Annotated in this window: 27 protein-coding genes; 21 read left to right on the plus strand and 6 right to left on the minus strand. The window is 63.7% G+C overall.

The annotated features are described in order from the left end of the window. The first annotated feature begins 2 nt into the window (after positions 1-2). On the plus strand, positions 3-986 hold the full coding sequence (locus SPHINGO391_RS23715; protein ID WP_152011156.1) for an ABC transporter substrate-binding protein: 984 nt from the start codon (positions 3-5) through the stop codon (positions 984-986). A gap of 149 nt (positions 987-1,135) precedes the next feature. Further along, positions 1,136-2,902 (plus strand): SLC13 family permease, encoded by a 1,767-nt coding sequence (locus tag SPHINGO391_RS23720; protein WP_152011157.1) that lies wholly within the window; start codon positions 1,136-1,138, stop codon positions 2,900-2,902. 143 nt (positions 2,903-3,045) lie between these two features. Here the strand turns inward: SPHINGO391_RS23720 and SPHINGO391_RS23725 are convergent, their stop codons facing one another. Beyond that, positions 3,046-3,681, minus strand: coding sequence for a hemolysin III family protein (locus SPHINGO391_RS23725; RefSeq protein ID WP_152011158.1), 636 nt, complete (start codon positions 3,679-3,681; stop codon positions 3,046-3,048). Between the two features lie 446 nt (positions 3,682-4,127). Between SPHINGO391_RS23725 and ffh the strand changes: the two genes are divergently transcribed. The 5 genes from ffh to trmD all read left to right on the plus strand — a co-directional run bounded on the left by ffh (position 4,128) and on the right by trmD (position 7,925). Next, a complete protein-coding gene (ffh, locus tag SPHINGO391_RS23730; RefSeq protein WP_152011159.1) occupies positions 4,128-5,732 on the plus strand; it encodes a signal recognition particle protein in 1,605 nt (534 codons plus the stop codon). A gap of 9 nt (positions 5,733-5,741) precedes the next feature. After that, positions 5,742-6,038 carry a chorismate mutase gene (locus SPHINGO391_RS23735; RefSeq protein ID WP_152011160.1) on the plus strand — a complete coding sequence of 99 codons (297 nt, stop codon included), beginning with the start codon at positions 5,742-5,744 and terminating at the stop codon, positions 6,036-6,038. Between the two features lie 81 nt (positions 6,039-6,119). Beyond that, positions 6,120-6,530, plus strand: coding sequence for a 30S ribosomal protein S16 (rpsP, locus tag SPHINGO391_RS23740; RefSeq protein ID WP_152011161.1), 411 nt, complete (start codon positions 6,120-6,122; stop codon positions 6,528-6,530). Positions 6,531-6,630: 100 nt separating this feature from the next. Beyond that, positions 6,631-7,224 carry a ribosome maturation factor RimM gene (gene rimM / locus SPHINGO391_RS23745; protein WP_152011162.1) on the plus strand — a complete coding sequence of 198 codons (594 nt, stop codon included), beginning with the start codon at positions 6,631-6,633 and terminating at the stop codon, positions 7,222-7,224. Further along, positions 7,221-7,925, plus strand: coding sequence for a tRNA (guanosine(37)-N1)-methyltransferase TrmD (gene trmD / locus SPHINGO391_RS23750; RefSeq protein WP_152011163.1), 705 nt, complete (start codon positions 7,221-7,223; stop codon positions 7,923-7,925). The genes rimM and trmD overlap by 4 nt, the downstream gene beginning before the upstream one ends. Here trmD and SPHINGO391_RS23755 read toward each other — a convergent pair. Then, positions 7,910-8,653, minus strand: a complete 744-nt coding sequence (locus SPHINGO391_RS23755; protein WP_152011164.1) for a sulfite exporter TauE/SafE family protein — start codon at positions 8,651-8,653, stop codon at positions 7,910-7,912. The genes trmD and SPHINGO391_RS23755 overlap by 16 nt on opposite strands. 401 nt (positions 8,654-9,054) lie before the next feature. On the opposite strand from SPHINGO391_RS23755, the gene rplS reads away from it, so the two are divergent. The 7 genes from rplS to SPHINGO391_RS23790 all read left to right on the plus strand — a co-directional run bounded on the left by rplS (position 9,055) and on the right by SPHINGO391_RS23790 (position 14,984). Next, positions 9,055-9,621 carry a 50S ribosomal protein L19 gene (gene rplS, locus SPHINGO391_RS23760; RefSeq protein WP_152011165.1) on the plus strand — a complete coding sequence of 189 codons (567 nt, stop codon included), beginning with the start codon at positions 9,055-9,057 and terminating at the stop codon, positions 9,619-9,621. A 238-nt stretch (positions 9,622-9,859) separates the two neighbouring features. After that, a complete protein-coding gene (locus tag SPHINGO391_RS23765) occupies positions 9,860-10,120 on the plus strand; it encodes a flagellar basal body protein (RefSeq protein WP_152011166.1) in 261 nt (86 codons plus the stop codon). Positions 10,121-11,096: 976 nt separating this feature from the next. After that, positions 11,097-11,897: a transporter substrate-binding domain-containing protein gene (locus tag SPHINGO391_RS23770; RefSeq protein WP_152011167.1), complete on the plus strand. Its 801-nt coding sequence runs from the start codon at positions 11,097-11,099 to the stop codon at positions 11,895-11,897. An 8-nt stretch (positions 11,898-11,905) separates the two neighbouring features. Beyond that, the gene (locus tag SPHINGO391_RS23775) at positions 11,906-12,424 is read left to right on the plus strand and encodes a GNAT family N-acetyltransferase (protein ID WP_244615342.1); all 519 of its coding nucleotides are present in this window, start codon (positions 11,906-11,908) and stop codon (positions 12,422-12,424) included. Further along, positions 12,421-13,254: an amino acid ABC transporter permease gene (locus SPHINGO391_RS23780; protein WP_244615343.1), complete on the plus strand. Its 834-nt coding sequence runs from the start codon at positions 12,421-12,423 to the stop codon at positions 13,252-13,254. The genes SPHINGO391_RS23775 and SPHINGO391_RS23780 overlap by 4 nt, the downstream gene beginning before the upstream one ends. A 180-nt stretch (positions 13,255-13,434) precedes the next feature. Beyond that, a complete protein-coding gene (locus SPHINGO391_RS23785) occupies positions 13,435-14,295 on the plus strand; it encodes a hypothetical protein (protein WP_152011168.1) in 861 nt (286 codons plus the stop codon). A gap of 53 nt (positions 14,296-14,348) precedes the next feature. Beyond that, on the plus strand, positions 14,349-14,984 hold the full coding sequence (locus SPHINGO391_RS23790; RefSeq protein ID WP_152011169.1) for a class I SAM-dependent methyltransferase: 636 nt from the start codon (positions 14,349-14,351) through the stop codon (positions 14,982-14,984). 6 nt (positions 14,985-14,990) lie between these two features. Here the strand turns inward: SPHINGO391_RS23790 and SPHINGO391_RS23795 are convergent, their stop codons facing one another. Further along, positions 14,991-15,914 carry a LysR substrate-binding domain-containing protein gene (locus SPHINGO391_RS23795; protein WP_152011170.1) on the minus strand — a complete coding sequence of 308 codons (924 nt, stop codon included), beginning with the start codon at positions 15,912-15,914 and terminating at the stop codon, positions 14,991-14,993. A gap of 425 nt (positions 15,915-16,339) precedes the next feature. On the opposite strand from SPHINGO391_RS23795, the gene SPHINGO391_RS23800 reads away from it, so the two are divergent. Both SPHINGO391_RS23800 and leuC read left to right on the plus strand, forming a co-directional pair. Then, on the plus strand, positions 16,340-16,876 hold the full coding sequence (locus tag SPHINGO391_RS23800) for an MgtC/SapB family protein (protein WP_152011171.1): 537 nt from the start codon (positions 16,340-16,342) through the stop codon (positions 16,874-16,876). A gap of 275 nt (positions 16,877-17,151) precedes the next feature. Beyond that, positions 17,152-18,561, plus strand: coding sequence for a 3-isopropylmalate dehydratase large subunit (leuC, locus tag SPHINGO391_RS23805; protein WP_152011173.1), 1,410 nt, complete (start codon positions 17,152-17,154; stop codon positions 18,559-18,561). Positions 18,562-18,693: 132 nt separating this feature from the next. Here leuC and SPHINGO391_RS23810 read toward each other — a convergent pair whose 3' ends face one another. Then, positions 18,694-18,939, minus strand: coding sequence for a DUF982 domain-containing protein (locus tag SPHINGO391_RS23810; protein ID WP_152011174.1), 246 nt, complete (start codon positions 18,937-18,939; stop codon positions 18,694-18,696). 247 nt (positions 18,940-19,186) lie between these two features. Further along, entirely contained in the window at positions 19,187-19,627 is a 441-nt protein-coding gene (locus tag SPHINGO391_RS23815) for a hypothetical protein (protein ID WP_152011175.1), read from the minus strand. Between the two features lie 237 nt (positions 19,628-19,864). Between SPHINGO391_RS23815 and SPHINGO391_RS23820 the strand changes: the two genes are divergently transcribed. The 5 genes from SPHINGO391_RS23820 (at position 19,865) to SPHINGO391_RS23840 (ending at position 24,034) form a co-directional block, all read left to right on the plus strand. Next, a complete protein-coding gene (locus tag SPHINGO391_RS23820) occupies positions 19,865-20,329 on the plus strand; it encodes a GNAT family N-acetyltransferase (protein ID WP_152011176.1) in 465 nt (154 codons plus the stop codon). A 263-nt stretch (positions 20,330-20,592) separates the two neighbouring features. Continuing rightward, a complete protein-coding gene (gene sdhC, locus SPHINGO391_RS23825) occupies positions 20,593-20,988 on the plus strand; it encodes a succinate dehydrogenase, cytochrome b556 subunit (protein WP_152011177.1) in 396 nt (131 codons plus the stop codon). A gap of 13 nt (positions 20,989-21,001) precedes the next feature. Next, complete coding sequence (sdhD, locus tag SPHINGO391_RS23830) at positions 21,002-21,391, plus strand: succinate dehydrogenase, hydrophobic membrane anchor protein (protein ID WP_152011178.1); 390 nt, start codon at positions 21,002-21,004, stop codon at positions 21,389-21,391. 12 nt (positions 21,392-21,403) lie between these two features. After that, complete coding sequence (sdhA, locus tag SPHINGO391_RS23835) at positions 21,404-23,239, plus strand: succinate dehydrogenase flavoprotein subunit (RefSeq protein ID WP_193217448.1); 1,836 nt, start codon at positions 21,404-21,406, stop codon at positions 23,237-23,239. Between the two features lie 15 nt (positions 23,240-23,254). Further along, positions 23,255-24,034: a succinate dehydrogenase iron-sulfur subunit gene (locus SPHINGO391_RS23840; RefSeq protein WP_152011180.1), complete on the plus strand. Its 780-nt coding sequence runs from the start codon at positions 23,255-23,257 to the stop codon at positions 24,032-24,034. Between the two features lie 241 nt (positions 24,035-24,275). Here the strand turns inward: SPHINGO391_RS23840 and SPHINGO391_RS23845 are convergent, their stop codons facing one another. Next, positions 24,276-25,421 (minus strand): aminotransferase class I/II-fold pyridoxal phosphate-dependent enzyme, encoded by a 1,146-nt coding sequence (locus tag SPHINGO391_RS23845; protein WP_152011181.1) that lies wholly within the window; start codon positions 25,419-25,421, stop codon positions 24,276-24,278. Positions 25,422-25,538: the final 117 nt, after the last annotated feature.

A 25,538-nucleotide genomic window follows, 5' to 3' on the forward strand; every position in this document is an offset into this window, starting at 1 on the left:
TCATGAAACATCTTCTCACAGCCCTTGCGCTGATTGTTGCCGTTCCCGTGCAAGCAGCCGAAAAACTCACCGTGGCGCTCGACTGGACGCCCAACACCAACCATGTCGGGCTTTATGTGGCCCAGGCCAAGGGCTGGTTCGCCGACGCAGGCCTCGATGTCGAGATCCTGCCCTACACCGACACTTCGTCGGGCACGCTGGTTGCCACCGGCGTGGCCCAGTTCGGCATCCTGAGCGCCGTCGGTTTTCACAGCCAGCGTTCCATGGGGGCCGACATGACGGCAGTGATGGCGGTTGTACAGCACGAGACCGGGCGGCTGGTGTTCAATGGCGACCGCGAGGACATAAAGCGCCCCGCCGATCTCGATGGCCTCACCTATGCCGGCTTTGGCAGCGCCTGGGAAAATGCGCTGATCTCCTCGATCATCCGCCATGACGGCGGCGAGGGCAGTTTCGACACGGTGACGCTCGGGACCTCGGCCTACGAGGCGCTGGCCAATGGTTCGGTCGATTTCACCCTGGAAGTGAGTACCTGGGAGGGGGTCAATTCGGTCCTGCTCAACCGCCCGCAACGCTGGTTCAACTATTCCGACTATGGCGTACCGGACCAGCACACGACCTTTCTGGGCGGCAATTCCACTTGGCTTGCGAAGAACGGAGAGACCGCGAGCGCCTTCGTCGAGGCTGCGCAGCGCGGTTACGCCTTCGCCGCGGAAAATCCGGCCGAGGCAGCCGATATCCTGGTTTCTGAAACCGCCGGCATGCTCTCCAATCCGGAGCTGGTGCATGCCTCGATGGCAGCGCTTGTCGAAGGCGGGTATCTGCGTGATCCGGGCGAGCCCGTCGGTCTGATCGATCCCGAACTGATCACCGGCATCACCGGGTTCCTGTTTGAGGCCGGCATCCTGCGTGACGCCAATGGCGACGTGCACAAGGAGATGCCGGATGTTGCGGGCTGGTACACCAACCAGTATCTGGCGCAATAGAAACAGCGGCTCAAGTGCTGCCCGGACCCGCGTTCACCGTTCCGGGCAGCGCATGCCACCAGACAGGAAAAAGTTGACCGCCCTACGTGGCTATGCAACCCCAAGGCCTCAAAACCGTTGTCCGTTCATTCCGCGGAGAGGCACAGTCCATGACGACCGACCAGATCATGCTTTTTGGAATTCTCGTCGTCCTGTTCGGGCTCCTGGTCTGGGGGCGTTTCCGCTACGATCTGGTTGCTTTCGTTGCGCTCATGGTCACCGTGATGGCAGGGCTGATTGCGCCCGAGGATGCGTTTCACGGCTTTGGTCATCCGGCGGTGGTCATCATCGCGCTCGTGCTGATCGTCTCGCGCGGGCTGATGAATTCCGGCGCCGTTGAAATGATCGCCCGCTATGTCACCCGGCCCGACCGGGCGCTTCCGGTGCATATCGGCATCATGGCGGTGGTGGGTGCGGTGCTGTCGGCGATCATCAACAATGTCGCGGCGCTGGCGCTGCTGATGTCGCTCGACATGGATGCCGCGCGCAAGGCCAAGCGGGCTGTGTCGCTGACGCTGATGCCCCTGTCCTTCGGCACCATCCTTGGCGGCATGATCACCCTGATCGGCACGCCGCCCAACATTGTCATCGCCCAGTACCGCCAGGATGTCCTGGGTGCGCCCTATTCGATGTTCGATTTCGCCCCCGTCGGCATCGCGGTTGCCACCGCCGGCATCGCCTATGTGGCCTTCCTTGGCTGGCGGCTGATCCCGGAGCGGGCGGACACGATTTCGCTCGAGGGGGACGCCGGTCTCTACGTCGCCGAAGCCCGCGTCAAGGAAGGGTCCAAATCGATCGGCCAGTCGGTGGGCGAACTCTATCCGGTCGCCGACGACAATGATGTGAGCATCCTGGGGCTGGCGCGCCAGGGCAAGCGCCTGCCCGGCTTTTCCCAGGCCCGCGAGATCCGCGAAGGCGATTTCCTGGTGCTGGAGGGAGATCCCAAGCAGATCGAGGCCTTCATGGGTGCGGCCGAACTCGATGTCATCGGCACGGAAGACCAGGGCGGGCTGATGGGCAAGTCGCTGAGCCTGGTCGAGGCCATCGTGCCGGAAGAATCTTCCGTCGTCGGGCGCACCATGCTGGGGCTGCGGCTGATCCAGCGGCACGGGGTGACGCTGCTCGGCCTGTCGCGGCAGGGCAGGCGATTTCGCGAAAGGGTCGGTCACTTGCCGATCAAGGCAGGCGACCTGTTGCTGCTGATCGGGCCCGACAAGAATATCGCCGCCGCCAGCCAGTGGCTCGGCGTGCTGCCGCTCGAAAACCGCCGGCTCGAGGTGATGCAGCGGACCAAGGCGTTTCTGGCGATCAGTATCTTCGCCGCCGCCATCGCCCTGTCGGTTATGGGGATCACCTCACTGGCGATCTCGCTCGGGCTTTGCGTTGTTGCCTACCTGCTTCTCGGCATCATCAGCGGCCGCGATTTCTACGCGTTGATCGAATGGAAGGTGATCGTGCTTCTGGCCTGCCTCATTCCGGTTGCCGGTGCGCTGGAAGAGACCGGCGGAAGCGAACTGATCGCCGGTCAGATCGTCAATCTGACCGAAAATCTGCCGGCCTGGGGCGTGCTGATGGTGCTGATGATCATCACCATGACGCTGTCGGATTTTCTCAACAATGTCGCGACCGCGCTGATCGCCGCGCCGATCGGGGTGAGCGTCGCCAACTCCATCGGCGCCAGCCCGGACCCGTTCCTGATGGGCGTGGCGGTGGCCGCGTCCTGCGCCTTCCTCACCCCCATCGGCCACAAGAACAACACCATCATCATGGGTCCCGGCAACTACCGCTTCGGCGACTACTGGCGCATGGGGCTGATGCTCGAGGTGATCGTGATCGTCGTCGCGGTGCCGATGATCGCGTGGGTCTGGCCGTTCTAGAGGGGCATTGCCCCGCGCATGAAGGAGAACAAGCGCTGCCACGACGGATGCAATGAAACCCGGAAGCACCGCCGGCGGCACAGGCGGCCAGCGTTGCAGCCTGTCTTGAGGTTTCCGGTCCGCATCCGGACGGAATGAGACCGTTACACCGCGGCCTGCTGGGTCGTCGCAACCGTGATGGCCACGAAGAAACAGGCCGAGGCGGCGATGACAAAGCCATGCCAGATGGCGTTCGAGAACTTCATCCTCTTCGCTGCATAGAAGACCACGCCGACGGTGTAGAGCAGCCCGCCGGCTATGATGTAGCCAATGGGCAGGTCCGACCATGACGACCAGAACAGCACGACGCTCATCCAGCCCATGATCAGGTAGAGCGCGGGGCCAAACTGGCCGGGAGTGCTCCAGAAGACCAGCTTGAGCACCATTCCGATCACCGCCAGGGCCCAGATAATGCCCAGCACGGCGTAGGCGAGGCCCGAACCGATCATGACCACCAGCGGCGTGTAGGTGCCGGCGATCTTCAGGTAGATCGCCGCATGATCGATGCGCCGCAAGGCAGGCCGGAGGTTTTCCCACGGGGTCATGTGATAAAACGCCGAGGCCGTGAAGGTGCCTATCAGCGTGATCGCATAGACCGAGATTGCCGTGATCTCCCAGGGCGAGGCGACCGGTGCCGCCCAGACGAGCAACAGGATCGCACCAAGCAGCGCCCCGGTGACGCCGATGGCATGCATGCTGCCGTCGGCAACGCGTTCTGATCTGGTGTAGCTGGGATACATGTCTTGCTTTCATTTCTTGGCGAGTGAATGGACGATAGCAGCACATTCTTTCAGGAATAAGGAGGTACCGAGAGACATATTGCCGCTTTTTATGTCCGGTAGGGAAACGGTTGCCGCGGTGGCCAGGCGATTGACACAATGATTCTCGAAACCTTTGTCCGGAGTGCGTTGTCGGCCCCAAAGAGCCCCCAACCTTGACTCCGCCACGCTTTTCCTGTTTATCGCGCTCAAATCTGCGACGAGCATGACTCCGAGCCGCCGACCGGGATGTTTCTGATGGTCGCTTGAATCCTTTCTTCAAACCGTACCGGTTTGAACGGTCAAGCGAAACGCCTGAGCACCGGAGGTCAACACCCGACAGCGCGATGCGCCCTCGGGTGTCGTTTGGCTTTGCGTAATGCCCGTCCCATATTGGCTGGAGACCCCAGCAACCACAGGACGACGCAATGTTTGAAAATCTCCAGGACCGGCTTGGCTCCATCCTCAACAACCTGACCGGGCGCGGCGCCCTGTCGGAGAAGGATGTGTCGGAAGCCATGCGCGAGGTTCGCCGCGCGCTCTTGGAGGCCGACGTGGCGCTGGAAGTTGTCCGGGGCTTTACCGACCGGGTGCGCGAGAAGGCCGTCGGCGCCGAGATCGTAAAGTCGATCAAGCCCGGCCAGATGGTGGTCAAGCTGGTCCATGACGAGCTTGTGGCGCTGCTTGGTGAAGAAGGCGTTGCGATCGACCTCAATGCGGCTGCCCCCGTCGTCATCATGATGGTCGGCCTGCAGGGCTCGGGCAAGACCACGACCTCGGCCAAGATCGCGGCCCGGCTCGAGAAGCGTGACCGGAAGAAGGTCATGATGGCGTCGCTCGACACGCGCCGTCCGGCGGCACAGGAGCAGCTCCGCCAGCTCGGCGAGCAGACCGGGGTCGCCACGCTGCCGATCATCGCCGGCCAGTCGCCCACCGACATTGCTGCGCGCGCGGTGCAGGCGGCGAAACTCGGCGGCCACGACGTGGTCATCCTCGACACCGCCGGCCGCACGCATATCGACGAACCGCTGATGGCGGAGATGGCCGAGATCAAGAAGCGCGCTAGCCCGCACGAGATCCTGCTGGTGGCCGATGCGCTGACCGGTCAGGACGCGGTCAACCTGGCGCGCAATTTCGACGAGCGCGTCGGCATTTCCGGACTGGTGCTGACCCGCATGGACGGTGACGGCCGCGGCGGTGCGGCGCTGTCGATGCGGGCGGTCACTGGCAAGCCGATCAAGCTGATCGGTACCGGCGAGAAGATGGACGCGCTGGAGGAATTCCATCCCCGCCGCGTCGCCGACCGGATCCTCGGCATGGGCGACATTGTTTCGCTGGTCGAGAAGGCGGCGGAGAATTTCGACGCCGAGAAGGCCCAGGCGATGGCCGCCCGGATGAAGACCGGCAAGTTCGATCTCAACGATCTGGCCGATCAGCTCGGGCAGATGCAGAAGCTCGGCGGCATGGGCGGGATCATGGGCATGATGCCGGGCATGGGCAAGATGAAGGACCAGATGTCGGCGGCCGGCATGGACGACAAGACCTTCGCCCGCCAGCTCGCCATCATCGGCTCGATGACCAAGGCCGAGCGCGCCAATCCCGACCTGCTCAAGCATTCACGCAAGAAGCGCATCGCCGCCGGTTCCGGCACCGATGCGGCCGCCATCAACAAGCTTCTCAAGATGCACCGGCAGATGGCCGACATGATGAAGGCCATGGGTGGCAAGGGCAAGGGCGGCGGCATGATGCGCGCGGCCATGGGCGGGCTTGCTTCCAAGATGGGGCTTCCCGGTGGAATGGCCGGCGGCATGGGTGGAATGGGCGGCATGCCGGATCTGTCGAAGATGGACCCGAAGCAGCTCGAGGCGTTGCAGAAGCAGGCGGAAGCCGCCGGCCTCGGCAAGGCCCCGGGAATGGGCGGCCTGCCGGGCGGAATGCCTGGGGGTCTTCCTGGCGGATTGCCCGGTCTGGGCGGCCCGAAGCTGCCCGGTCTTGGCGGAGGCGGCCTTCCCGGCCTGCCGAAGAAGAAGTGAGGGCGGCACATGAGCACCAGTAGTGAAGCCATGGCGCAGCTGAAGGAATTCCGCCGTTCGATCGACAATTTCGACGCGGCGCTGATCCATATCCTGGCCGAGCGGTTCCGGGTGACCAAGGCCGTCGGCGCTCTGAAGGCCTCGGCCGACCTGCCGCCATCCGACCCGAATCGCGAGGCCGAGCAGGTTGCCCGGCTGCGCGATCTGGCGAAATCCGCCGATCTCGATCCGGATTTCGCCGAAAAATTTCTCGAATTCGTCATTCGCGAAGTCATCCAGCATCACAAGCAGGCAGCTTCGAAATGATTTCACCAATCTGGCGCTGAACAGCGTCCGAAGAGTTTCAACCCAACAGCCAACAAGTCTGCTTACTCAAAGGAAAAGAAAATGGCACTGAAAATTCGTCTGGCCCGTGGCGGCTCCAAGAAGCGTCCTTACTACCATGTTGTCGTTGCCGACGTGCGCAGCCCGCGCGACGGTCGCTTCATCGAGCGTCTGGGCTACTGGAACCCGATGCTGGCCAAGGACGACGCGACCCGCGTCAGCCTCAACCAGGAGCGCATCCAGCATTGGCTCGACAACGGCGCGCTGCCGACCGACCGCGTCGCCCGTTTCATGGCTGAAGCCGGCATGATGACCCGCGATGCCCGCAACAACCCGAACAAGGCCAAGCCCGGCAAGAAGGCGCAGGAACGCGCCGCCGAGAAGAAGCAGAAGGAAGAGGATGCAGCCGCTGCTGCCGCCGAAGCCGCTGCTGCACCGGCCGAAGCACCTGCAGAAGAAGCAGCTGCGGAATAATTGCGACAGCGTCTCGCCCATCCTGACGGATGGGCGTTTTGCGCTATAGTGCGGGCGGCTTGATGCCGCCCGTTTCGCGTTGCCCACCCCGGAGATGTCCATGACCAAGCTTGAGCACCCCATTCTCATCGGCATCGTTGGCGCGGCGCAGGGCCTTCGCGGCGAGGTGCGGGTCAAGCCGTTCACCGAGGATCCGATGGCGATTGCCGAATACGGCGCGCTCTACACCGCGGACGGCCGCCGGTTCGAGGTCCTCGATCACCGCTTTGCCAAGACCGTTGTCGTGGTGCGCTTCCGCGGCATCAATGACCGCAATGCCGCCGAAGCGCTCAAGGGCCTCGAGCTGTTCATCGACCGCTCCAGCCTCGATGACGAGGAGCTGGAGGAGGGCGAATATTTCCATGCCGATCTCGAGGGGCTGGAAGCCTGGGACGCGGAAGGTCGGTTCTGGGGCACGGTGTCGGGCGTGCTGGATTTCGGCGGCGGTGATCTTCTCGAACTGCGCGACGAGGGCCGGAAGCCGGTGGTGATCCCGTTCACGCTGGCTGCCGTGCCGACGGTCGATCTTGAAGCTGGCCGGATCCTGGTCGATCCGCTGGCGGCGGGCCTGATCGACACCGGCGAGGATGACGGCCAGGAAGACAACGGCGACGCGGACCCCGAAGACCTTCCGGATGAAGACAGGCCGGAATGAGCTTTCGCGCAACCATCCTGACGCTCTACCCGGAGATGTTTCCGGGGCATCTCGGTCTGTCGCTGGCCGGCCGGGCCATCGAGCGCGGCGATGCGGAGATCGAAGCGGTCAATATTCGCGACCATGCCACCGGCAGGCACCGAAATGTCGATGACACGCCGGCCGGTGGCGGCGCCGGCATGGTATTGAGGCCCGATGTGCTGGCGCGGGCCATCGATGCGGTCAGTCCGGAGGGTGACGTGCGGCCGCGGCTGCTGATGAGCCCGCGGGGCAAGCCGCTGACCCAGGCCCGGGTGCGCGAACTGGCGGACGGTCCCGGCGCGGTGATCGTCTGCGGCCGGTTCGAGGGTGTCGACCAGCGGGTGATCGAGGCGCGCAATCTCGAAGAAGTCTCGATTGGCGACTATGTGCTTTCGGGCGGCGAGCCGGCGGCACTGATCCTGCTCGATGCGGTGATCCGGGTGCTGCCCGGGGTCATGGGCAATGCCGCCTCAGGCACCCATGAAAGCTTCGAGACCGGGCTGCTGGAGCATCCGCACTACACACGGCCGCAGGTGTTTGAAAACCGCGAAATCCCCGCCGTGCTGACCTCGGGCAATCACAGGGCCGTGGACGAATGGCGCGAGGCGGAATCACTCAGGCTGACGCGTGAACGGCGCCCCGATCTTCTTGAGGACCGGAAAGATCAGCTGGCGAAGTAATACCAGCTCAGCAGCAGGCCGACGCCGACCACGAGGGCGCGAATGATTGATTGCGGCACGCGCCGTGCGGCCCAGACACCGGCATAGCCGCCAAGCGCGCCTGCCGGGATCATGATCAAGGCCGGCAGCCAGGCCACCACACCGCCACCGGAAAACACCAGGAGCGCAACGAAGGCGATGACCACCGCGGTGACGTTCTTCAGAGCGTTGAGCTTGTGGTAGTCGCCGCCCTTGGTCAGCCCGAGCACGGCCAGCATCATGATGCCCATGCCGGCGCCAAAGAACCCGCCATAGATCGAGGTGAGGAACTGCCCGACCATGCCGAGCCTGGTGATGGGCTGTTCGGCATGCAGCGATTTCGGCCGCAGATAGGGGCCGGCGGCAAAGATGATGGTGGCGGCGAGCAGCAGCCACGGCACCAGAGAGCGGAACGACGGGTTGGACATCGACACCAGGATCAGCGCGCCGACGAGGCTGCCGACCATCGACAGTCCTGCGATCACCCAGACCTCGCGCCCGGCCTCGCGGATCTCGGTGCGGTAAGCCAGGGCAGAGGTGACGTAGCCCGGAAACTGGGTCACGGAGGAGGTGGCGTTGGCCATGATCGGCGGAACCCCGGCCAGCGTCATGGCGCCAAAGGTCAGAAAGGTACCGCCGCCGGCAATGGCGTTGACCACGCTCGACAAAAAGCCGGCACTGAACAGAAGGACGATATCGAAAAGGGACATGGTGCGCCGGATTGCCTGAAGTCGAAAAGCTGCTTAGAGCATCTGGGCGCGGAGGGTTCAAGTGTGCCACAGGCGCCTCGCCACCACTCGTCAGGCGGCGGATTTCGCCGTGGAGCCCCGATCGGCAAGCCGCCCCGGCATATCCCGCTTGTGCCGCGCGCGGACCGGGGTGAACAAATTCACGGCGCAGGGCGTGACAAAACCGCGGCGATGGTGTATCTGCCCCGGCGATCGGCAAAGTCCGACAGCCGCGTCAACAGCGGCGCCTGCCAAACAATGAATGGTGAACCCGCTCCTGCCTTCACCGGCATAGCCTCGAGGATGATCCCGAAAACGGGACATGCCAAGATGGCGAGATGAGAGCGCTCTGACCGTTTGAGAAGAACGAAAGGTCAAGGACCATGAACATTATTGCCCAGCTGGAGGCCGAACAGGCCGCCAAGATTGAAGCTTCCCGCAAGTTTCCCGATTTCTCCGCCGGTGACACCCTGCGCGTCCAGGTGCGCGTGACGGAAGGAAAGCGGACCCGTCTGCAGGCTTTCGAAGGCGTCTGCATCGCCCGCTCTGGCTCCGGCCTGAACGAGAACTTCACCGTTCGCAAGATCTCCTACGGCGAAGGCGTGGAACGCGTGTTCCCGATCTACTCGCCGCTGGTCGAGGCCGTTGAAGTCGTCCGCCGCGGCAAGGTGCGTCGCGCCAAGCTCTACTACATGCGCGACCGTCGCGGTAAGTCGGCCCGTATCGTCGAGAACACCGGCACCCGCGCCCGCAAGCTCAACGAAGCCGAGCGCCAGGCGCTGGCCGAGGAGAAGGCACGCATCGAGGCCGAGAAGATCGCAGCAGCAGAGGCCCTGGCCGCCGAAAAGGCAGCAGCAGAGGCCGCTGAAGCCGCAGCCGCAAAGGCAGCAGCCGACGAAGCCGCAGCCGCTGAAGCTGCAGCGCCGGCCGAAGAAGCCAAGAGCGAATAAGCCGCTCCATCATGATTTGACGATCTTTCGGGGTCGGTTGAAAAAGCGCCGGGAAACCGGCGCTTTTTTGCGTTCCGGGCCCGGACTTCATTGCCGTGCCGATTCCGGCCTGTCGCTCCGGCAGACCGGAATTGCGGCAAACCGTTCAAAACCGCACGACCGGGTTAATCCTCTGCTAAGCCGGATCGGCGACACTCGGCGCTCACGTGAACGCGCATTTGCACGGGGCAGGGTCCGGATGACGATTTCTTCGATGATGAACATGGCGCTCTCGGGCATGCGCACCGAGCAGAACCGCCTGGCCACCGTTGCCGGCAATATCGCCAATTCCGGTCCGGGTGCCACAACCGATGCTGCAGCCGAAACCGACGCCGAGATCAGCCTCGCCAACGAGCTTCTCACCCTCAAGCAGGCAGAAACCGGCTTTGGGGCCAACGCCCTCGTGTTCGAAACCGGCGCCGACCTCTGGGACGTGCTGATGAGCATCAAGCGGGATTGAGGCTGGTGGAGTTTCTGCCTCTCCCCTTGTGGGAGAGGAAGAAAAATCACGGTCTTGGCGCGAGAGCGCCAAGTCGTAGATTTTTCAGGTGAGGGGGTGGTCCCGTCTCCGAAACCGAGCCCCTCTCTTGGAATTTCCAGCACTTGGCTGAAGCCAAGATGCTGAAATTCGCATTCTCCCCCACCCAGAGGGAGAAGGTGCACGCCTCGCTCTCAACCCCATTTCTTTCACACCCTCCAGATCCCGTGTCACACTGATGCCGCTCCCGTCACCGGATGGATCGCGAACGTTGCGGTCCAGGCGGGAGGAAGGCCTCCGGGTGGCTGCCGTAACGTGCGGCAGGACGAAGGAGGAGGCGGTGCACCGGCGGGTTCCGCTGGCAGCAGGATCAGCCTGAACGGGATCTCCAACGGGATGCCCAACGGGAGGATCGGCCAAGCCAGCCACCGGAGAAACCTTTGCCCCTTGTGCCGGCCAGCGCCGGCCGGCTGTCAGGGTGAGGGTGGAAACGGGCCTGTGGCGGGCCGTCTTGCGGATGCGGGAAGGGCGTCCGGCGCAGTGTCAGCCGCCCTGGCGTTCCCGGATCATAAACGCAAGGCCCAACCCGTGCCGGACGATGCCACCCGTCGCTCAAGGCTGCCCGTGTCCGGGCGGCGAACAAGCGGCACGCAACTGCCTGTCGGATGCGGACACCATCCGGCGATATTCGGGCCCGCGCGCAATCTGCGCCACCCCGCATGCTACCGCGAAAGCGGGGCATGCACACCAAACCTTTTCCGAACGGCACAGCCTGCGCGCGGCCCTCCGGACTGTCCCTTCCAAAACTCCTCGCGTCGCGGCGCGCGGAGGGTTTCTGCTTGCTGCACGCTCCCCCTTGCGGCCCATCGAGCCGCATTGCAAAGTGCGGGCCAAGCGCTACGCGCCGACAGGCGATGCGCCCGGAAATCAGTCCCGAGACCTCATCAGGGAGAGTGTCATGTCATTTGCCAAGTTCACCGTGGCCGCGGCGGCCGCCTTCATCGGCCTGGGTATAGCCGCATCGCAGGCCGAGGGCCTGCCCGATCTCGGCGGCCAGACCGTCGTGGTGGTCACCGAAAACGCCTATCCGCCGCTGCAGTTCATCGATCCGAAGACCGGTGAGCAGATCGGCTGGGAATATGACGCGATGAACGAGATCGCCAAACGGCTGAATTTCACCGTCGAGTACCAGAACACCTCCTGGGATGCGATGATCCAGTCGGTTTCCGACGGCCAGTACGAGATCGGCATGACCGGCATCTCGATCAAGGAAGACCGCAAGGAGAAGGTCGACTTCTCCGATCCCTACATGAGGTCTGAAATGTTCATGTTGGTGCGCGGCGACGAGGAGAGGTTCAGCGATGCGGCTTCCTTCGCGGCGTTCGAGGGCGGTCTCGTGGGCGCGCAGCCCGGCACCACGCCGTTCTATGTCGCCGTCTATGACGTGCTGGACGGCAATGAGCAGAACCCGCGCATCAAGCTGATGGAAACCTTCGGCGCCACCGTGCAGGCGCTGAAGACCGGCGATGTCGACATGGTGCTCACCGACGGCGTGGCCGGCAAGGGCTATGTCGAGGCGTCCGACGGCGGCCTCAAACTCGTCGGCGGGCCGCTCGGCACCGACGATTTCGGCTTCATCTTCCCCAAGGGCTCCGAGCTCGTCAGCCCGGTCAACGCGGCGATTGCAGCGATGAAAGCCGACGGCACAATCGACGCCCTCAACACAAAGTGGTTCCTCGACTACAAGCTTGGCGGCTGAGAGCGATCGTGCCGATCGTTCTTGACGGATACAGGCCGGGGGCGCTTGGCGGCGTTCTCGGCCTGCATATGGACTATTATGCAGCTCAGTGGGGTTTCGGGCGGGCGTTCGAGACCAAGGTCGCGGCGGAACTCGCGGAATTCCTCGCCCGGATGGATCCGGCGCGCGATCTGTTCCTGACCGCTTGGCGCGGCGATGCACTCGCCGGCTCGATCAGCATGGACGTGACCGGCGGCGGGCCGGACGGCGCGCATCTCAGATGGTTCGTGGTCGCCGGCAGCGAACGCGGCAGCGGGCTCGGCAAGCAGCTGATGGCCCGGGCCATTGAGCATGCGGACCGAGTGGCGGCGGGCCCGGTCTGGCTCACCACCTTTGCCGGACTTGAGGCGGCGCGGGCATTGTATGAACGCCACGGCTTCATCCTCAGTTCCGAGAGCGAGGACGACCAGTGGCGCGGCGGGGTGCGGGAGCAGATGTTCATGCGCCCGGCGCCGGCCGGCGCACCGGTGGAAAGCTCTCACCCGTGACAGTGGCATCGAAGCAGGACGATAAACCGGACTTCCCCTGGTGGCTCCTGGCCGCCGGCGCCATCGCGCTGTTTCTCGCCATCCAGATTGCGATCAACGATCTCTACAGCCAGATCTTCACCATCGTCTCCAGGGGCGTCTGGATCACCATCTTCGTCACCCTCGTCGGCTTTGCGCTCGCCACCGGCTTCGGGCTGCTGCTGGCGGTGATGGGGCTGTCGCGATACCTGGTGCTCAGGCAGATCGCGCGGTTCTATGTCGAGATCATCCGCGGCATCCCGATCCTGGTGCTGTTGTTCTACATCGCCTTTGTCGGCGCGCCGGGCTTCGTCGTCGCCTGGAACGTCCTGATGACGCCGCTGATCGAGGCGGGTCTGTTCGAGCCGATGCTGGTGCGCGATGTGTCGCTTCTGTGGCGGGCGATCATCGCGCTGACCATCGGCTATTCCGCCTTCATCTCGGAGGTGTTCCGCGCCGGTATCCTGTCGGTGGAGACAGGCCAGATCGAGGCGGCGAAGGCGCTGGGGCTCAACCCGCTGCAGCGCTTCCGCTTCATCGTGCTGCCGCAGGCGATCCGCACCATTCTGCCGCCGCTCGGCAATGATTTCATCGCCATGATCAAGGATTCGTCGCTGGTCTCGGTGCTTGGCGTTGCGGACCTGACGCAGATGGGCAAGGTCTATGCCTCGGGCTCGTTCCGGTTCTTCGAAACCTATTCGATCGTCGCCTATGTCTACCTGCTGCTCACGGTCGGCTTGTCGCTGGCGTTGCGCGCGCTGGAAAAGCGTCTGAGGCGTGCCGATGAGGAACGCTCTGGCGGGCGGGACTAGCCAGATACCCGAGGTTGAAATCCGCTGCAGACAAGGCGGTGCCAAAACCCCCTACATCTCGGTGGAAATTCGGGCAATCAATTGATAAACATCGAATTTCTGCGAATTTCCATGTTCAATTTAGGGTTTTGTTAGTCTGACCCTTGCAGGTTGCGGCCAGTGCAACCCGGGGATCGATCCGTGCCTTCCAGACTTACCGCCAGAAGCTTCACAGGCTGGTTTATCCTGTTCGTCAGCCTGCTCGCGCTGGGGACGGTGTTTTTCGGTCAGGCCCTGTGGTTCGTGGTCCCGGTGATTGCCGGACAGGGCTGCATCAGCGGCGGGACTTGCGGGGCGATGGCGGCGGTTTTCGGCCTTTGGCTTCAGCCCGGCCTGCTGATTGCCGCTTCTGTCGTCGGGGCAATGGCATTTTACGGGCGTGGCCTGGCGGTCGGCTCGCGGCTGTGGACGCTGTTTCCGCTGGCCTTGCTGATGCCGTATCTGCCCTCGCTGTTCATGCTCGGCAATCTGTGGGGCGTTAACATCGGGTCATTGTTTCTGTTCTTCCCGCGCTGGAGCCTGTTTGAGCTGATGCCGCTGATGACGCTGGGCGTGCTGTTGTGCTTCCAGGTGGAGTACACACCCGGATTTGCCGGTTCGATTGCGCGAACCCGGCTCTATGGCAGCATCCCGATCGGCGTGATCTATGTCGGCAGCTGTGTGTGGGTCTGTTCGGATCTGCTGCTGTCGCTGTCGCCCAATCTCGGGCTTCCGGTCGCCGTGGCGCAGGACATCAGGGATCTTCTGTTCTTCCCGCTCTCGGTTGCAGATGGCGAGGTGTTTGCCGGGCTTCCGCCGGGCGGCGTCAGGCCCGACCTGGTCGTGCCGCTGGGGACGGTCATTAATCTTGTCGCCTTTCTTGTGCTCTCCTATGCGCTTGCGCTTGACAGCTCGGGCAGGCTTCGCCGCACCAGTGCACTGGTGCTCATCGACCTGATCGACAAGAATGGCGACAATCGGGAAAAGCCGATGTTCCGCCCCGGCCGCAGATTCGACGAGTGAATTCTGCCAACGGCGGGAGGCGGCATTCAACTCTGGCCAGGTAGGAGACAATCATGGCTCACCGCAGCAATCGGGAACTCGAACAGGTCTATGCCGCCAGATCACCGGACGAGCTGGCCGCTGCCTACGCCGCCTGGGCCGCCGCCTACGACCGCGACACCCTGGCCGCCGGTTACTGCCTGCCGTTCCAGGTGCTGGCCTGGGTTTCGCGTTACGTCCGGCCCGACGCCGGGCCGCTGCTTGATGCCGGTTGCGGCACCGGACTGTCGGGCCCCTACCTTGCCTCGCTTGGCTACGACCGGATCGCCGGTCTCGATTTCTCCGAAGAGATGCTCAAGGTGGCCGGGTCGCGTAACGCCTATGACGATCTGAAGCGCGCCACGCTCGGCGAGGTGCTGCCCTGGCAGGACAATCATTTCGCCGCGTTCTTCTCCACCGGCGTCTTCACCGAGGGCCATGCGCCGGCCTCAAGCCTTGAGGAACTCTGCCGCATCACCCGTCCTGGCGGCATCGCGATCTTCACGGTGCGGGACACGATTTTCCACAGTGGCGGATTTGGCTCCACAATCGAGGATCTGAGCGGACGCGGGATCTGGCGGCGGCTGGAACAGAGCCCGCCGTTCCGGGCCTTCGCACTGGATGAACCGGACGTTCTGGTCAGTGCTCACGTGTTCGAGGTGCTGGCCTGACCGGCCTCAGGATACGGGTGATGCGGGCTCGGTCCGCTGCATGTCGGCTGAAACCGCGGCCAGGATCCATTCCCGGAACGCCTTGATCTTCGGATTGTTGCGCCGGCTTGCCGGGTGCACCAGCCAGATGCCGATATCATCGCTGCAGTGATGGTTGAAGGGTGCGATCAGCCGCCCGGAAGCGAGTTCTTCAGCGAAATAGATGTGATTGAGCATGGCGACGCCTTGGCCGGCCAGCGCCGCGTTGGCGCACAGGTCCTGCTCGATGTAATTGTGCCGCTTGTGGACCGACAGGTCGGGCGGCTCAAGACCGGCGCTGGCAAACCAGGTTTGCCAGGAGTCCTGCTGGGCGCCGATGATCGGCAGGCGCAACAGGTGTCTGGGTTCGGTTATCCCGCCGGCGCTTGCCGCCAGTGCGGGGCTTAGCATCGGGGCAAAGGAAAACCGGCCGAGCAAATGGCACTCCTGCTCCGGCCAGGGGCCGACGCCCCAGCGGATGGAGATATCGGCGGGATCGCGGTTGAAATCGGTGATCTTGCTCACACGCAACAGCCGCACGGCTGTTCCGGGCCAGGCAAGCTGGAAGCTGCCGAGATTGCGGGCCAGCCAGTGCGAGGCAAAGGTCGGCGAGGAGTGGATTTCCAGTGTCTGGCTGGATGGCTGGACGGCGGCCAGCATGGCGTCGCCAAGATGCTCGAAGCCCTTGCTGACGCTTGGCAGCATGCGCTCGGCGGTCTCGGTGTTGACAATCCGGCGCGGTTGCCGAAGGAACAGCTGTTCGCCAATGTGCTCCTCCAGCAACTTGATCTGGTAGCTCACCGCAGTCTGGGTCATGCCCAGTTCTTCGGCGGCGCGGGAAAACCCGCCATGGCGGGCCACCGCTTCAAACACCCGCAGCGCGTTGAGCGGGACCTTCCTCGATAGTTTCATCGATAAGTTCTCTCTATGGGCTCAGACAGGAATTCCGTTGGAATTTCAAGCTTTCGTGCGTCACCCTATCTCCGGAACACATCAAAAGACCACACCCTACAAAAAGGAAAGAGCGATGAGCGGTCATGATCGCGCTTCGCAGGGCCGGTTCGCGCGGCTTTGCGGGCCAGCAAAACCATTGTGCCTTGCAGCCCGTAGAGCGGGCCGGCTTCTCGCATGTCTGCTGCCCGGCCGCAGGGTGATGGCTGCCGACGAGCTGGATGAACGGCTCAAGCGGGACATCGGGTACACTGACCGAATGGACTTGCAAGACCGTCGGACGGCCCATTACCGGAAACTGCTGGAGCGCGGCCAGCCCTTGGCCTGAGCCGTTTGCGCCGAACTTGCGGCCGGAACCAGCCGGCGGTCTGCGGCGTTACCCCGGCATGATTGGCCTGATCGAGGAATTCTCGTTGTCGACAAGCCTGCCCTGGCAGGTGATTGCCGTGCGGTTGCTTCTGGCCACCGGCCTGGGCGGCGTGCTTGGTTTCGAGCGCGAGATCGCCGAACGGCCGGCGGGGCTGCGCACCCACATGATGATCGCGCTGGCCGCTGCGGTGTTTGCCGTCATCGCACTGGAAATCATCGCCATGCCCGCTTTCTCCGACGATCAGATCCGCACCGATCCGCTGCGGCTGGTCGAGGCGATTACCGCCGGGGTAGCGTTTCTGGCCGCGGGCTCGATCCTGATGCGGCGCGGCAAGGTTCAGGGGCTGACCACCGGGGCCGGAATGTGGCTGGCGGGCGCCTGCGGGCTTTCGGCAGGGCTCGGCCTGTGGCCGGTGGCGCTGTTGTCCTGCCTGCTGGGCGGCTTGGTCCTGGCGCTGGTGCGCCGGCTCGAAACCCGGGTGATGCCAAAACCGAGTGAGCAGTCGGTCGAGCAGTCGATCAAACAGTCCGGCGATTCCGGTGACGACGGCTGAAGCGGCCTGGCCGGCAGGAGCCTCTATTGCTGCAAGCTCATATATGATTGCCGGTCTGCCCAAAAATTGGTATGAGCCGGGGCATGGGATCGAAATTCAGATGTCTCGCGCCTCAAGTCTTTGTGCTGCAGGATCACAAGCGCCTGCCGGCGCGGTTCTTCGCGCGCATTTCCGGGGCGCTGTCCAGCCTCGGCGCCTGAGGCCTGCGTTGCTGCCGCCATCCCGCTGGCGGACTTCAGATCCATGCTCTTTCATCATTTACACGGACCACCACCATGACCGCACCGCGCACACTCTATGACAAGATCTGGGACGACCACCTGGTCGATCAGCAAGAGGACGGCACCTGCCTGCTCTATATCGACCGTCACCTGGTTCACGAAGTCACCAGCCCTCAGGCCTTCGAAGGCCTCAGGACCGCACACCGCAAGGTTCGCGCGCCGGAAAAGACGCTGGCCGTCGTCGACCACAACGTGCCGACCTCGCCGGACCGGGCGCTCGGCATCAAGAACGAGGAAAGCCGCATCCAGGTCGAGGCGCTGGCCACCAACGCGGCTGATTTCGGCGTTGAATATCTCAACGAGAACGACAAGCGGCAGGGCATCGTCCACATCGTCGGCCCGGAGCAGGGCTTCACACTGCCCGGCACCACGATCGTCTGCGGCGACAGCCATACCTCGACCCACGGCGCTTTCGGTGCGCTGGCTCACGGCATCGGCACCTCCGAGGTCGAACACGTTCTCGCCACCCAGACGCTGATCCAGAAAAAAGCCAAGAACATGCTGGTCGAGGTCAATGGCGAGCTGCCCGAGGGCGTCACAGCCAAGGACATCATCCTCGCCATCATCGGCGAGATCGGCACCGCCGGCGGCACCGGCTACGTCATCGAGTTCGCTGGCGAGGCGATCCGCGCGCTGTCGATGGAAGGCCGCATGACGGTCTGCAACATGACGATCGAAGGCGGAGCGCGGGCCGGCCTGATCGCGCCCGACGAGAAGACCTATGCCTATTTCAAGGACCGTCCTCGCTCGCCCAAGGGCAAGGCCTGGGATATGGCTGTCGAGTACTGGAAGACGCTGCCGTCGGACGAGGGCGCGCATTACGACAAGATCGTCCGGCTCGACGCCGCCTCGTTGCCGCCGATCGTCTCCTGGGGCTCGTCGCCCGAGGACGTGATCTCGGTCACCGGCGTGGTGCCGAACCCTGACGACATCAAGGACGAGGCCAAGCGCACCTCGAAATGGCGCGCGCTCGACTACATGGGGCTCAAGCCCGGCACCCCGATCACCGACATCAAGATCGACCGGGTGTTCATCGGCTCGTGCACCAATGGCCGCATCGAGGATCTGCGCGCCGCGGCCAAGGTGGTCGAAGGCAAGACCGTCAACGCCAATGTCGACGCGATGATCGTTCCAGGCTCGGGCCTGGTCAAGGAACAGGCGGAAGCCGAAGGCCTCGACGTCATCTTCAAGGCGGCGGGCTTTGACTGGCGCGAGCCTGGCTGCTCGATGTGCCTGGCGATGAATGACGACCGGCTCAAGCCCGGCGAACGCTGCGCCTCGACCTCGAACCGCAACTTCGAAGGCCGCCAGGGTTTCAAGGGCCGCACCCACCTGGTCTCGCCCGCGATGGCAGCGGCTGCGGCGGTTGCCGGGCACTTTGTCGATATCCGCGAGTGGAAATAGGGTTTTTGCGGGCTGCGTGATACCGGCCCGGGAATCAAGCTGACAAAAGAACCCGCCGGGTGACCGGCGGGTTCTTTCGATTCAGGCCTTCATCATCCGGTCGTTGCGGTCGCCATGGTCCCGCCGGTTGCATCAGCTTACATGCAGGTGCGCCTCGATGGCTGCGGCGATGAGGGCATGGCGGGCCTTGCGCGGCGGCGCCTTGCCGCTGATCACTTCTTCGCAGGCCTGCTCGGCAACGTGGTAGCGGCTGCCATGGGTGTCCGGCCAGTTCCGGTGGAGCAGGATCTTCGCCTGCCGGGCGGATTTCACCGTCTTGTGGAGCCCCGTTTCGGGATCATCAATGGTGAGCGGCGTATTCCAGGATGTCGATTGCATGTGACTTCCTCCTTCGGCTTGATGGAGACAGTGTCTGCCTATTGCGAACGGCGGTCACGCTGAACCCGAAAGCATGGTTAGGATGCGGTTTCGCGGCTATCCAGACGGCCGCTGACATGTCCCGTAGCGGGACAGAATTCGCTAAAACCCGGCCGAAACGAGTCCTTCCGGTCCAGCAATGCGCCAGGCACGCGGTCGCCCGTACCGCCCGTGGCGCGGGATCACTCCAGGGCGCGCCTGCCGAACTTCAGGGCCGGATGACGCAGACCCCGCCACCGTCGCAGCCATTGCTGTTGCGGTCGACGATGATGATCTTCGGGCCGGGGTTTCCGGTGCTGGTGCCGGTGGTGGTGACGGTGCTGCCGGTGCCGGTTGCCGTGCTGCGGTCACGCCTGAAACGGATTGTAACGTCGTCCTCTTCGCGGCTGACCTTGCCGGACGGCGCGCGCACCGGTGCCGGTTCCGAGCGGCTCGAGCCGCCGCTGCGCGAAGACGAACGGCGGTCATTGTCATCGATGATGACAATGGTGATGTCGCTGTCATTGAGCAGCCTGGACTTGCCCGATGGCGGCTTCAGGTCACTTGCGAGGGCAGAACTGCCAATTCCCATACCGAAGCCTGCCAGCAACGCAAGGGCTGCCAGGGCAGCCCTGCGGCCCGGGGCGTGCGAAAAAAGCGTGGCGGTCATGGCGGTATCCTTCCTGAAGGTCGGGTTGCGCTTAAGCTCGGGCTGCGCGGCTCTGTTCTTCGCAGACAAATCCGGCTTCATTGTGCACCAGGCTTGGCAGCGAGTCACGGACGGCGGGGTGGCTATCGCCGGTTAACGTTAAAACGCGCCTCCGGTTCCGGTCCGGGCGTATTTCTGCTGCGATGCGACTTTCTACAGGCTTGACCGTGAAGCGGCTTTGAACCAAACATGCCGGCCATGAGTACGCCCAAGAACATCGACATTTCGCTGCTGCGCCTTAATGACGCGCATCATTTCTCGCCGCTGCTGGCTGCCTATGTCCAGTCGCTCAAGCGCGGTGCGCCGCGCCGTCCGGACGATTACTACGCCGAAACGCTGCTGCAGGACCGCGTCGCCCAGATCTTCGGGGCGCGGCTCGATGGCGAACTGGTCGGTTTCGTGATCTTCTACGACCTTCCGGATCCGGTGACCGGCATGCGCTGCGGCCAGGTCGATCATCTCTATGTGAGCCACCTGCACCGCAAGATGGGTATCGCCCAGGCGATGATCGACATGCTGGCCGAGGAGAGCGACGCGCGCGGCTGGTCGCGAATCATCCTCAATGCCCCGCGGCAGCCGGAAGAAGGCCGCAAGCTCTATGAAAAACTTGCCACCAAGGCGGATTTTTCGAGCTGGGAACTGCGATTCGACCATTCACGCTGATTGTTTTTCGCAACGCCACCTGCGCCCTTGAAGCTCTCCCGGGCGGCGAAGCGGTGGCTTGTGGCCGCCGTTAAGCATTTTGAATCGTTTGAAGCGCTATGGAAGGCGAAAGCCCGTTTCGCTTTCGACGAAAGGCGCGCTACCGATGGCAAACCGGGCTTTGACGCGGTGCACATAACGCACTAAAACCTCCGCAAACCTGCCGCCGATCACCTTGCGGAGAAGCGGATGGGTTTCTTGAGGGAAAAAAGGACAAGGTCCCGATGACCAATGTGACGCAGAACCGGCCATTGTCGCCGCACCTGAGCATCTACAAACAAATTCCGACCATGGTGATGTCCATCGTCCACCGCTTCACCGGCATGGCGCTTTACGCCGGCACGCTGCTGGTGGCCTGGTGGCTGGTGGCTGCGGCTTCGGGTGAAGCCTATTTCGACTGGGTCAACGGGATCTTCGGCTCGATCCTCGGACGGCTGGTGCTGTTCGGCTACACCTGGGCGCTGCTGCATCACATGCTGGGCGGCATCCGCCATTTCATCTGGGACACCGGCCGCGGCTTTGATCCGGCGACCTCGACCAAGATGGCCTGGGCGACACTCGCGGGTTCGATCACACTGACGATCCTGGTCTGGATCGCCGGCTACGCAGCCCGTTTCTAGGAGCAAGAGGGATATGGATACCAACAAGATGCGTACGCCTCTCTCGAAAGTCCGCGGGCTCGGCTCGGCCAAGGAAGGCACCGACCATTTCTGGCGGCAGCGGCTGACGGCGGTGGCCAACGTGCCGCTGCTGCTGTTCTTCATCTTCTTCATCATCGCCTATAATGGCGAGCCCTATGCGGTGGTGGCCGGCGCGCTGTCCAACCCGCTGGTGGCGGTTCTGATGGGCCTGGTGGTGATTTCCGGCATCATTCACATGAAGCTCGGTATGCAAGTCATCATCGAGGACTATATCCATGCCGAGGGCATGAAGGTGAGCCTGTTGATCCTCAACACATTCTTTTCGATCGCGGTCGGCGCCGTTTCGCTGTTCGCGGTTCTCAAACTCGGCTTCGGAGGCTGACAGATCATGGTAATGACGTCGAGCGTCAACATTGGCGGACGCGCCTATTCGATTGTCGATCACGCCTATGACGTGGTCGTGGTGGGCGCCGGCGGCGCCGGACTGCGCGCCACCCTGGGCATGGCCGAACAGGGCTTCCGCACCGCCTGCATCTCAAAGGTGTTTCCGACCCGGTCGCATACGGTTGCGGCGCAGGGCGGCATCGCCGCCTCGCTGACCAACATGACGCCCGATTCGTGGCAGTGGCACATGTATGACACCGTCAAGGGCTCGGACTGGCTCGGCGATGTCGATGCCATGCAGTACCTGACCATGGAAGCGCCGAAGGCGGTTTATGAGCTTGAGCATTACGGCGTGCCGTTCTCGCGCACCGAGGATGGCCGGATCTACCAGCGGCCGTTCGGCGGTCACATGCAGAATTACGGCGAAGGCCCCCCGGTGCAGCGCACCTGTGCGGCGGCTGACCGCACCGGCCATGCCATCCTGCACACGCTTTACGGCCAGTCGCTGAAGAACAATGCCGAGTTCTTCATCGAGTATTTCGCCGTCGACCTGCTGATGGAAGAGGACGGCCGCTGCACCGGTGTTGTCGCCTGGAACCTTGATGACGGTACCATTCACCGCTTCTCGGCGAAGATGGTGGTGCTGGCCACCGGCGGCTACGGCCGCGCCTATTTCTCGGCCACTTCGGCGCATACCTGCACCGGCGACGGCGGCGGCATGATCGCGCGCGCTGGCCTGCCGCTGCAGGACATGGAGTTCGTGCAGTTCCACCCGACAGGGATCTACGGCGCAGGCTGCCTGATCACCGAGGGTGCGCGCGGCGAAGGCGGCTACCTGGTCAATTCCGAGGGCGAGCGCTTCATGGAGCGCTATGCGCCGTCGGCCAAGGACCTGGCCTCGCGCGACGTGGTGTCGCGCTGCATGACGCTGGAAATCCGCGAGGGCCGCGGCGTCGGCAAGGCCAAGGATCATATCTTCCTGCACCTCGATCACCTTGATCCCGCGGTGCTGCACGAGCGGCTTCCGGGGATTTCGGAAAGTGCCAAGATCTTTGCCGGCGTCGACGTGACCCGCGAACCGATCCCGGTGCTGCCGACGGTGCACTACAACATGGGTGGCATCCCGACCAACTACTGGGGCGAGGTGCTGAACCCGACCACGGACCAGCCGGACCGGGTCACCCCGGGCCTGATGGCCGTCGGCGAGGCCGGTTGCGCCTCGGTGCACGGCGCCAACCGTCTGGGCTCCAACTCGCTGATCGACCTGGTGGTCTTCGGCCGCGCAGCGGCGATCCGCGCCGGCGAAGTGATCGACCGGACTTCGGCGATCCCTGCGGTCAACGAGGCTTCGTTCGAGAAGATCATGACCCGCTTCGACGGCGTGCGCCATGCTTCGGGCTCGACGCCGACGGCCGAGCTGCGCGAGAAGATGCAGCGCACCATGCAGGAAGACGCCGCCGTGTTCCGCACCCAGGAATCGCTCGAATCCGGTTGCAAGCGGATGGGCGAGATCTGGGGCGAGCTGTCCGACGTGAAGGTCACCGACCGGTCGCTGATCTGGAATTCGGACCTGATGGAAACGCTCGAGCTCGACAATCTGATGGCCAATGCGATCACCACCGTGGTCTCGGCCGAGGCGCGCAAGGAAAGCCGTGGCGCGCATGCCCGCGAGGACTACAAGGATGGTCCGATGGGCGGCCGCGACGACGAGAACTGGCGCAAGCACACGCTGTCCTGGGTCGACGAGAAGGGCGCGGTCAGGCTCGACTACCGTCCCGTCCACACCGAGCTGATTGCCGAAGGCATCGATCTCGCCAAGATCGCGCCCAAGGCCCGCGTGTACTAAGAGGGAACAGAGACAATGGTTGAACTCACACTCCCGAAGAATTCGCAGCCGAAGCCGGGCAAGGTCTGGCCGAAGCCTGAAGGCGCCAAGAACACGCGCGAATTCAAGATCTACCGCTGGTCGCCGGATGATGCGGAGAACCCGCGCATCGACACGTTCCATATCGACACCGATGATTGCGGTCCGATGGTGCTCGACGGCCTGTTGTGGATCAAGAACAAGATCGACGCGACGCTGACGCTGCGCCGGTCCTGCCGCGAAGGCATCTGCGGTTCCTGTGCGATGAACATCGACGGCACCAACACGCTCGCCTGCACCAAGGGTCTCGACGAGATCGACGGGGCGGTGAAGGTCTATCCGCTGCCGCATCTGCCGGTGGTCAAGGACCTGGTGCCGGATCTGACCAATTTCTACGCCCAGCACCGCTCGATCGAGCCGTGGCTCAAAACGGTGTCGCCAACACCGGCCAAGGAATGGAAGCAGAGCCACGAGGACCGGGCCAAGCTCGATGGTCTCTACGAGTGCATCCTGTGCGCCTGCTGCTCGACCTCGTGCCCGAGCTACTGGTGGAACGGCGACCGCTATCTCGGTCCCGCGGTCTTGCTTCAGGCCTATCGCTGGCTGATCGACTCGAGAGACGAAGCCACCGGCGAGCGGCTGGATGATCTCGAGGATCCGTTCCGGCTCTACCGCTGCCACACCATCATGAACTGCGCGCAGACCTGCCCCAAGGGCCTCAACCCGGCCAAGGCGATTGCCGAGATCAAGAAGATGATGGTCGAGCGCCGGGTGTAGGACCGGCAAGACATTCTAGTGAAATGGGGCGTTCAGGCGCCCCTTTTTGTGTCCGATTGTAACTGAGGCTCGCGTCTCCCGATCTCCCCCCTTGCGGGGGAGATGTCACGAAGTGACAGAGGGGGGCGATGTCTCGGCATCCGCCGGCTTTTCGAAGCAAAGTGAGCCTCACCCCCCTCTGTCGGCTATGCCGACATCTCCCCCGCAAGGGGGGAGATTGGGGAGCCGCCGAGTTTCGATTTCAGCCGAGCGCCTGGCTCAGGTCCGCGATCAGGTCGTCGGCGTCCTCGATGCCGACCGAGACGCGGATCAGGCTTTCGGGGATGCCGGTGTGCGGCTCGATCGTGTGGCGGTGTTCGACGAGGCTTTCGACGCCGCCCAGCGAGGTCGCGCGGTGAAACAGCTTGAGCTTGCCGACCACCGCGAGCGCCTCGGGCGCGCCGCCCTGAACCAGGAATGAGAACAGGCAGCCGTAGCCGCCTTGCATCTGGCGGGCCGCAACCTTGTGGCCGGGATGGCTTGCAAGGCCGGGATAGAAGACATCCGTCACCTTTGGATGGGCCTTGAGCCAGCTGGCGATCTTGAGCGCATTGACGCTCATCCGCTCGACGCGCAATGGCAGGGTGCGCATGCCGCGGAGCAGGAGCCAGGCCTCGAACGGGCCGATGACGGCGCCGGCATCATGGCGGTCGGCCTTGATGTCGGTCCAGACCTTCGCGGCGGGTGCTGCGGTGGCGAGCACGCCTGCGAGCACGTCGGAATGGCCGTTAATGCCCTTGGTGGCCGAATGCATGACGATGTCGGCGCCGTGTCCCAGCGGCCGCTGCAGTACCGGCGTGGCGGCGGTGGAATCGACCGCCAGCAGGCCGCCCGCCTTGTGGGCGCATTCTGCCGCATGGGCGATGTCGACTGATTTGAGCCACGGGTTGGACGGGGTCTCGATGAACACGAGGGCCGGGGTGTGGGTGGCGCAGGCCTGTTCGAGTGCCGGCGCATCAGACGCGTCGACCTCGTGCAGGGTAATCTGGCGGCGGGCGGAAAAATCGCGCAACCATTTGGTGGTGCCCCAGTAGATGCCCGACTGCACCACAACCGTGGCGCCGTTGGGCAGGGTGCGGAACAGCGCGGCGATGGCGGCCATGCCGGAGGGGAACAGCAGCGCTTCTTCCGCGTTCTCCAGCCGCGCCAGCACATTTTCGGTGATGCGGACGATGTCGGAATTGTCGCGCGAATAGATGTTGTCGGGATTGACCAGCGCGTAATCCTCGTCGCGGACGAAGGTGGTGGACGGCTGCACCGGCGGCACGACACCGCCCGAGGGCATGTCGATGACGCCGCCGGCCTGGGCCGCGATGGTGGAGGCTTTGAGGTCGTTGGGGAGGCTCATGTGAACTCGGTCTTTCCCTGGCCGCGCGGCCAGATTTCGGGACGCCGGTGCGCCCATTCAAGCCTCCGTGTCTATGCAGTCCGGCGATGAATTTCAACGGCCTGTTTGGACCTCCGG

The sequence above is a fragment of the Hoeflea sp. EC-HK425 genome, assembly GCF_902498795.1.
Classification (GTDB): Bacteria; Pseudomonadota; Alphaproteobacteria; order Rhizobiales; family Rhizobiaceae; genus Hoeflea; species Hoeflea alexandrii.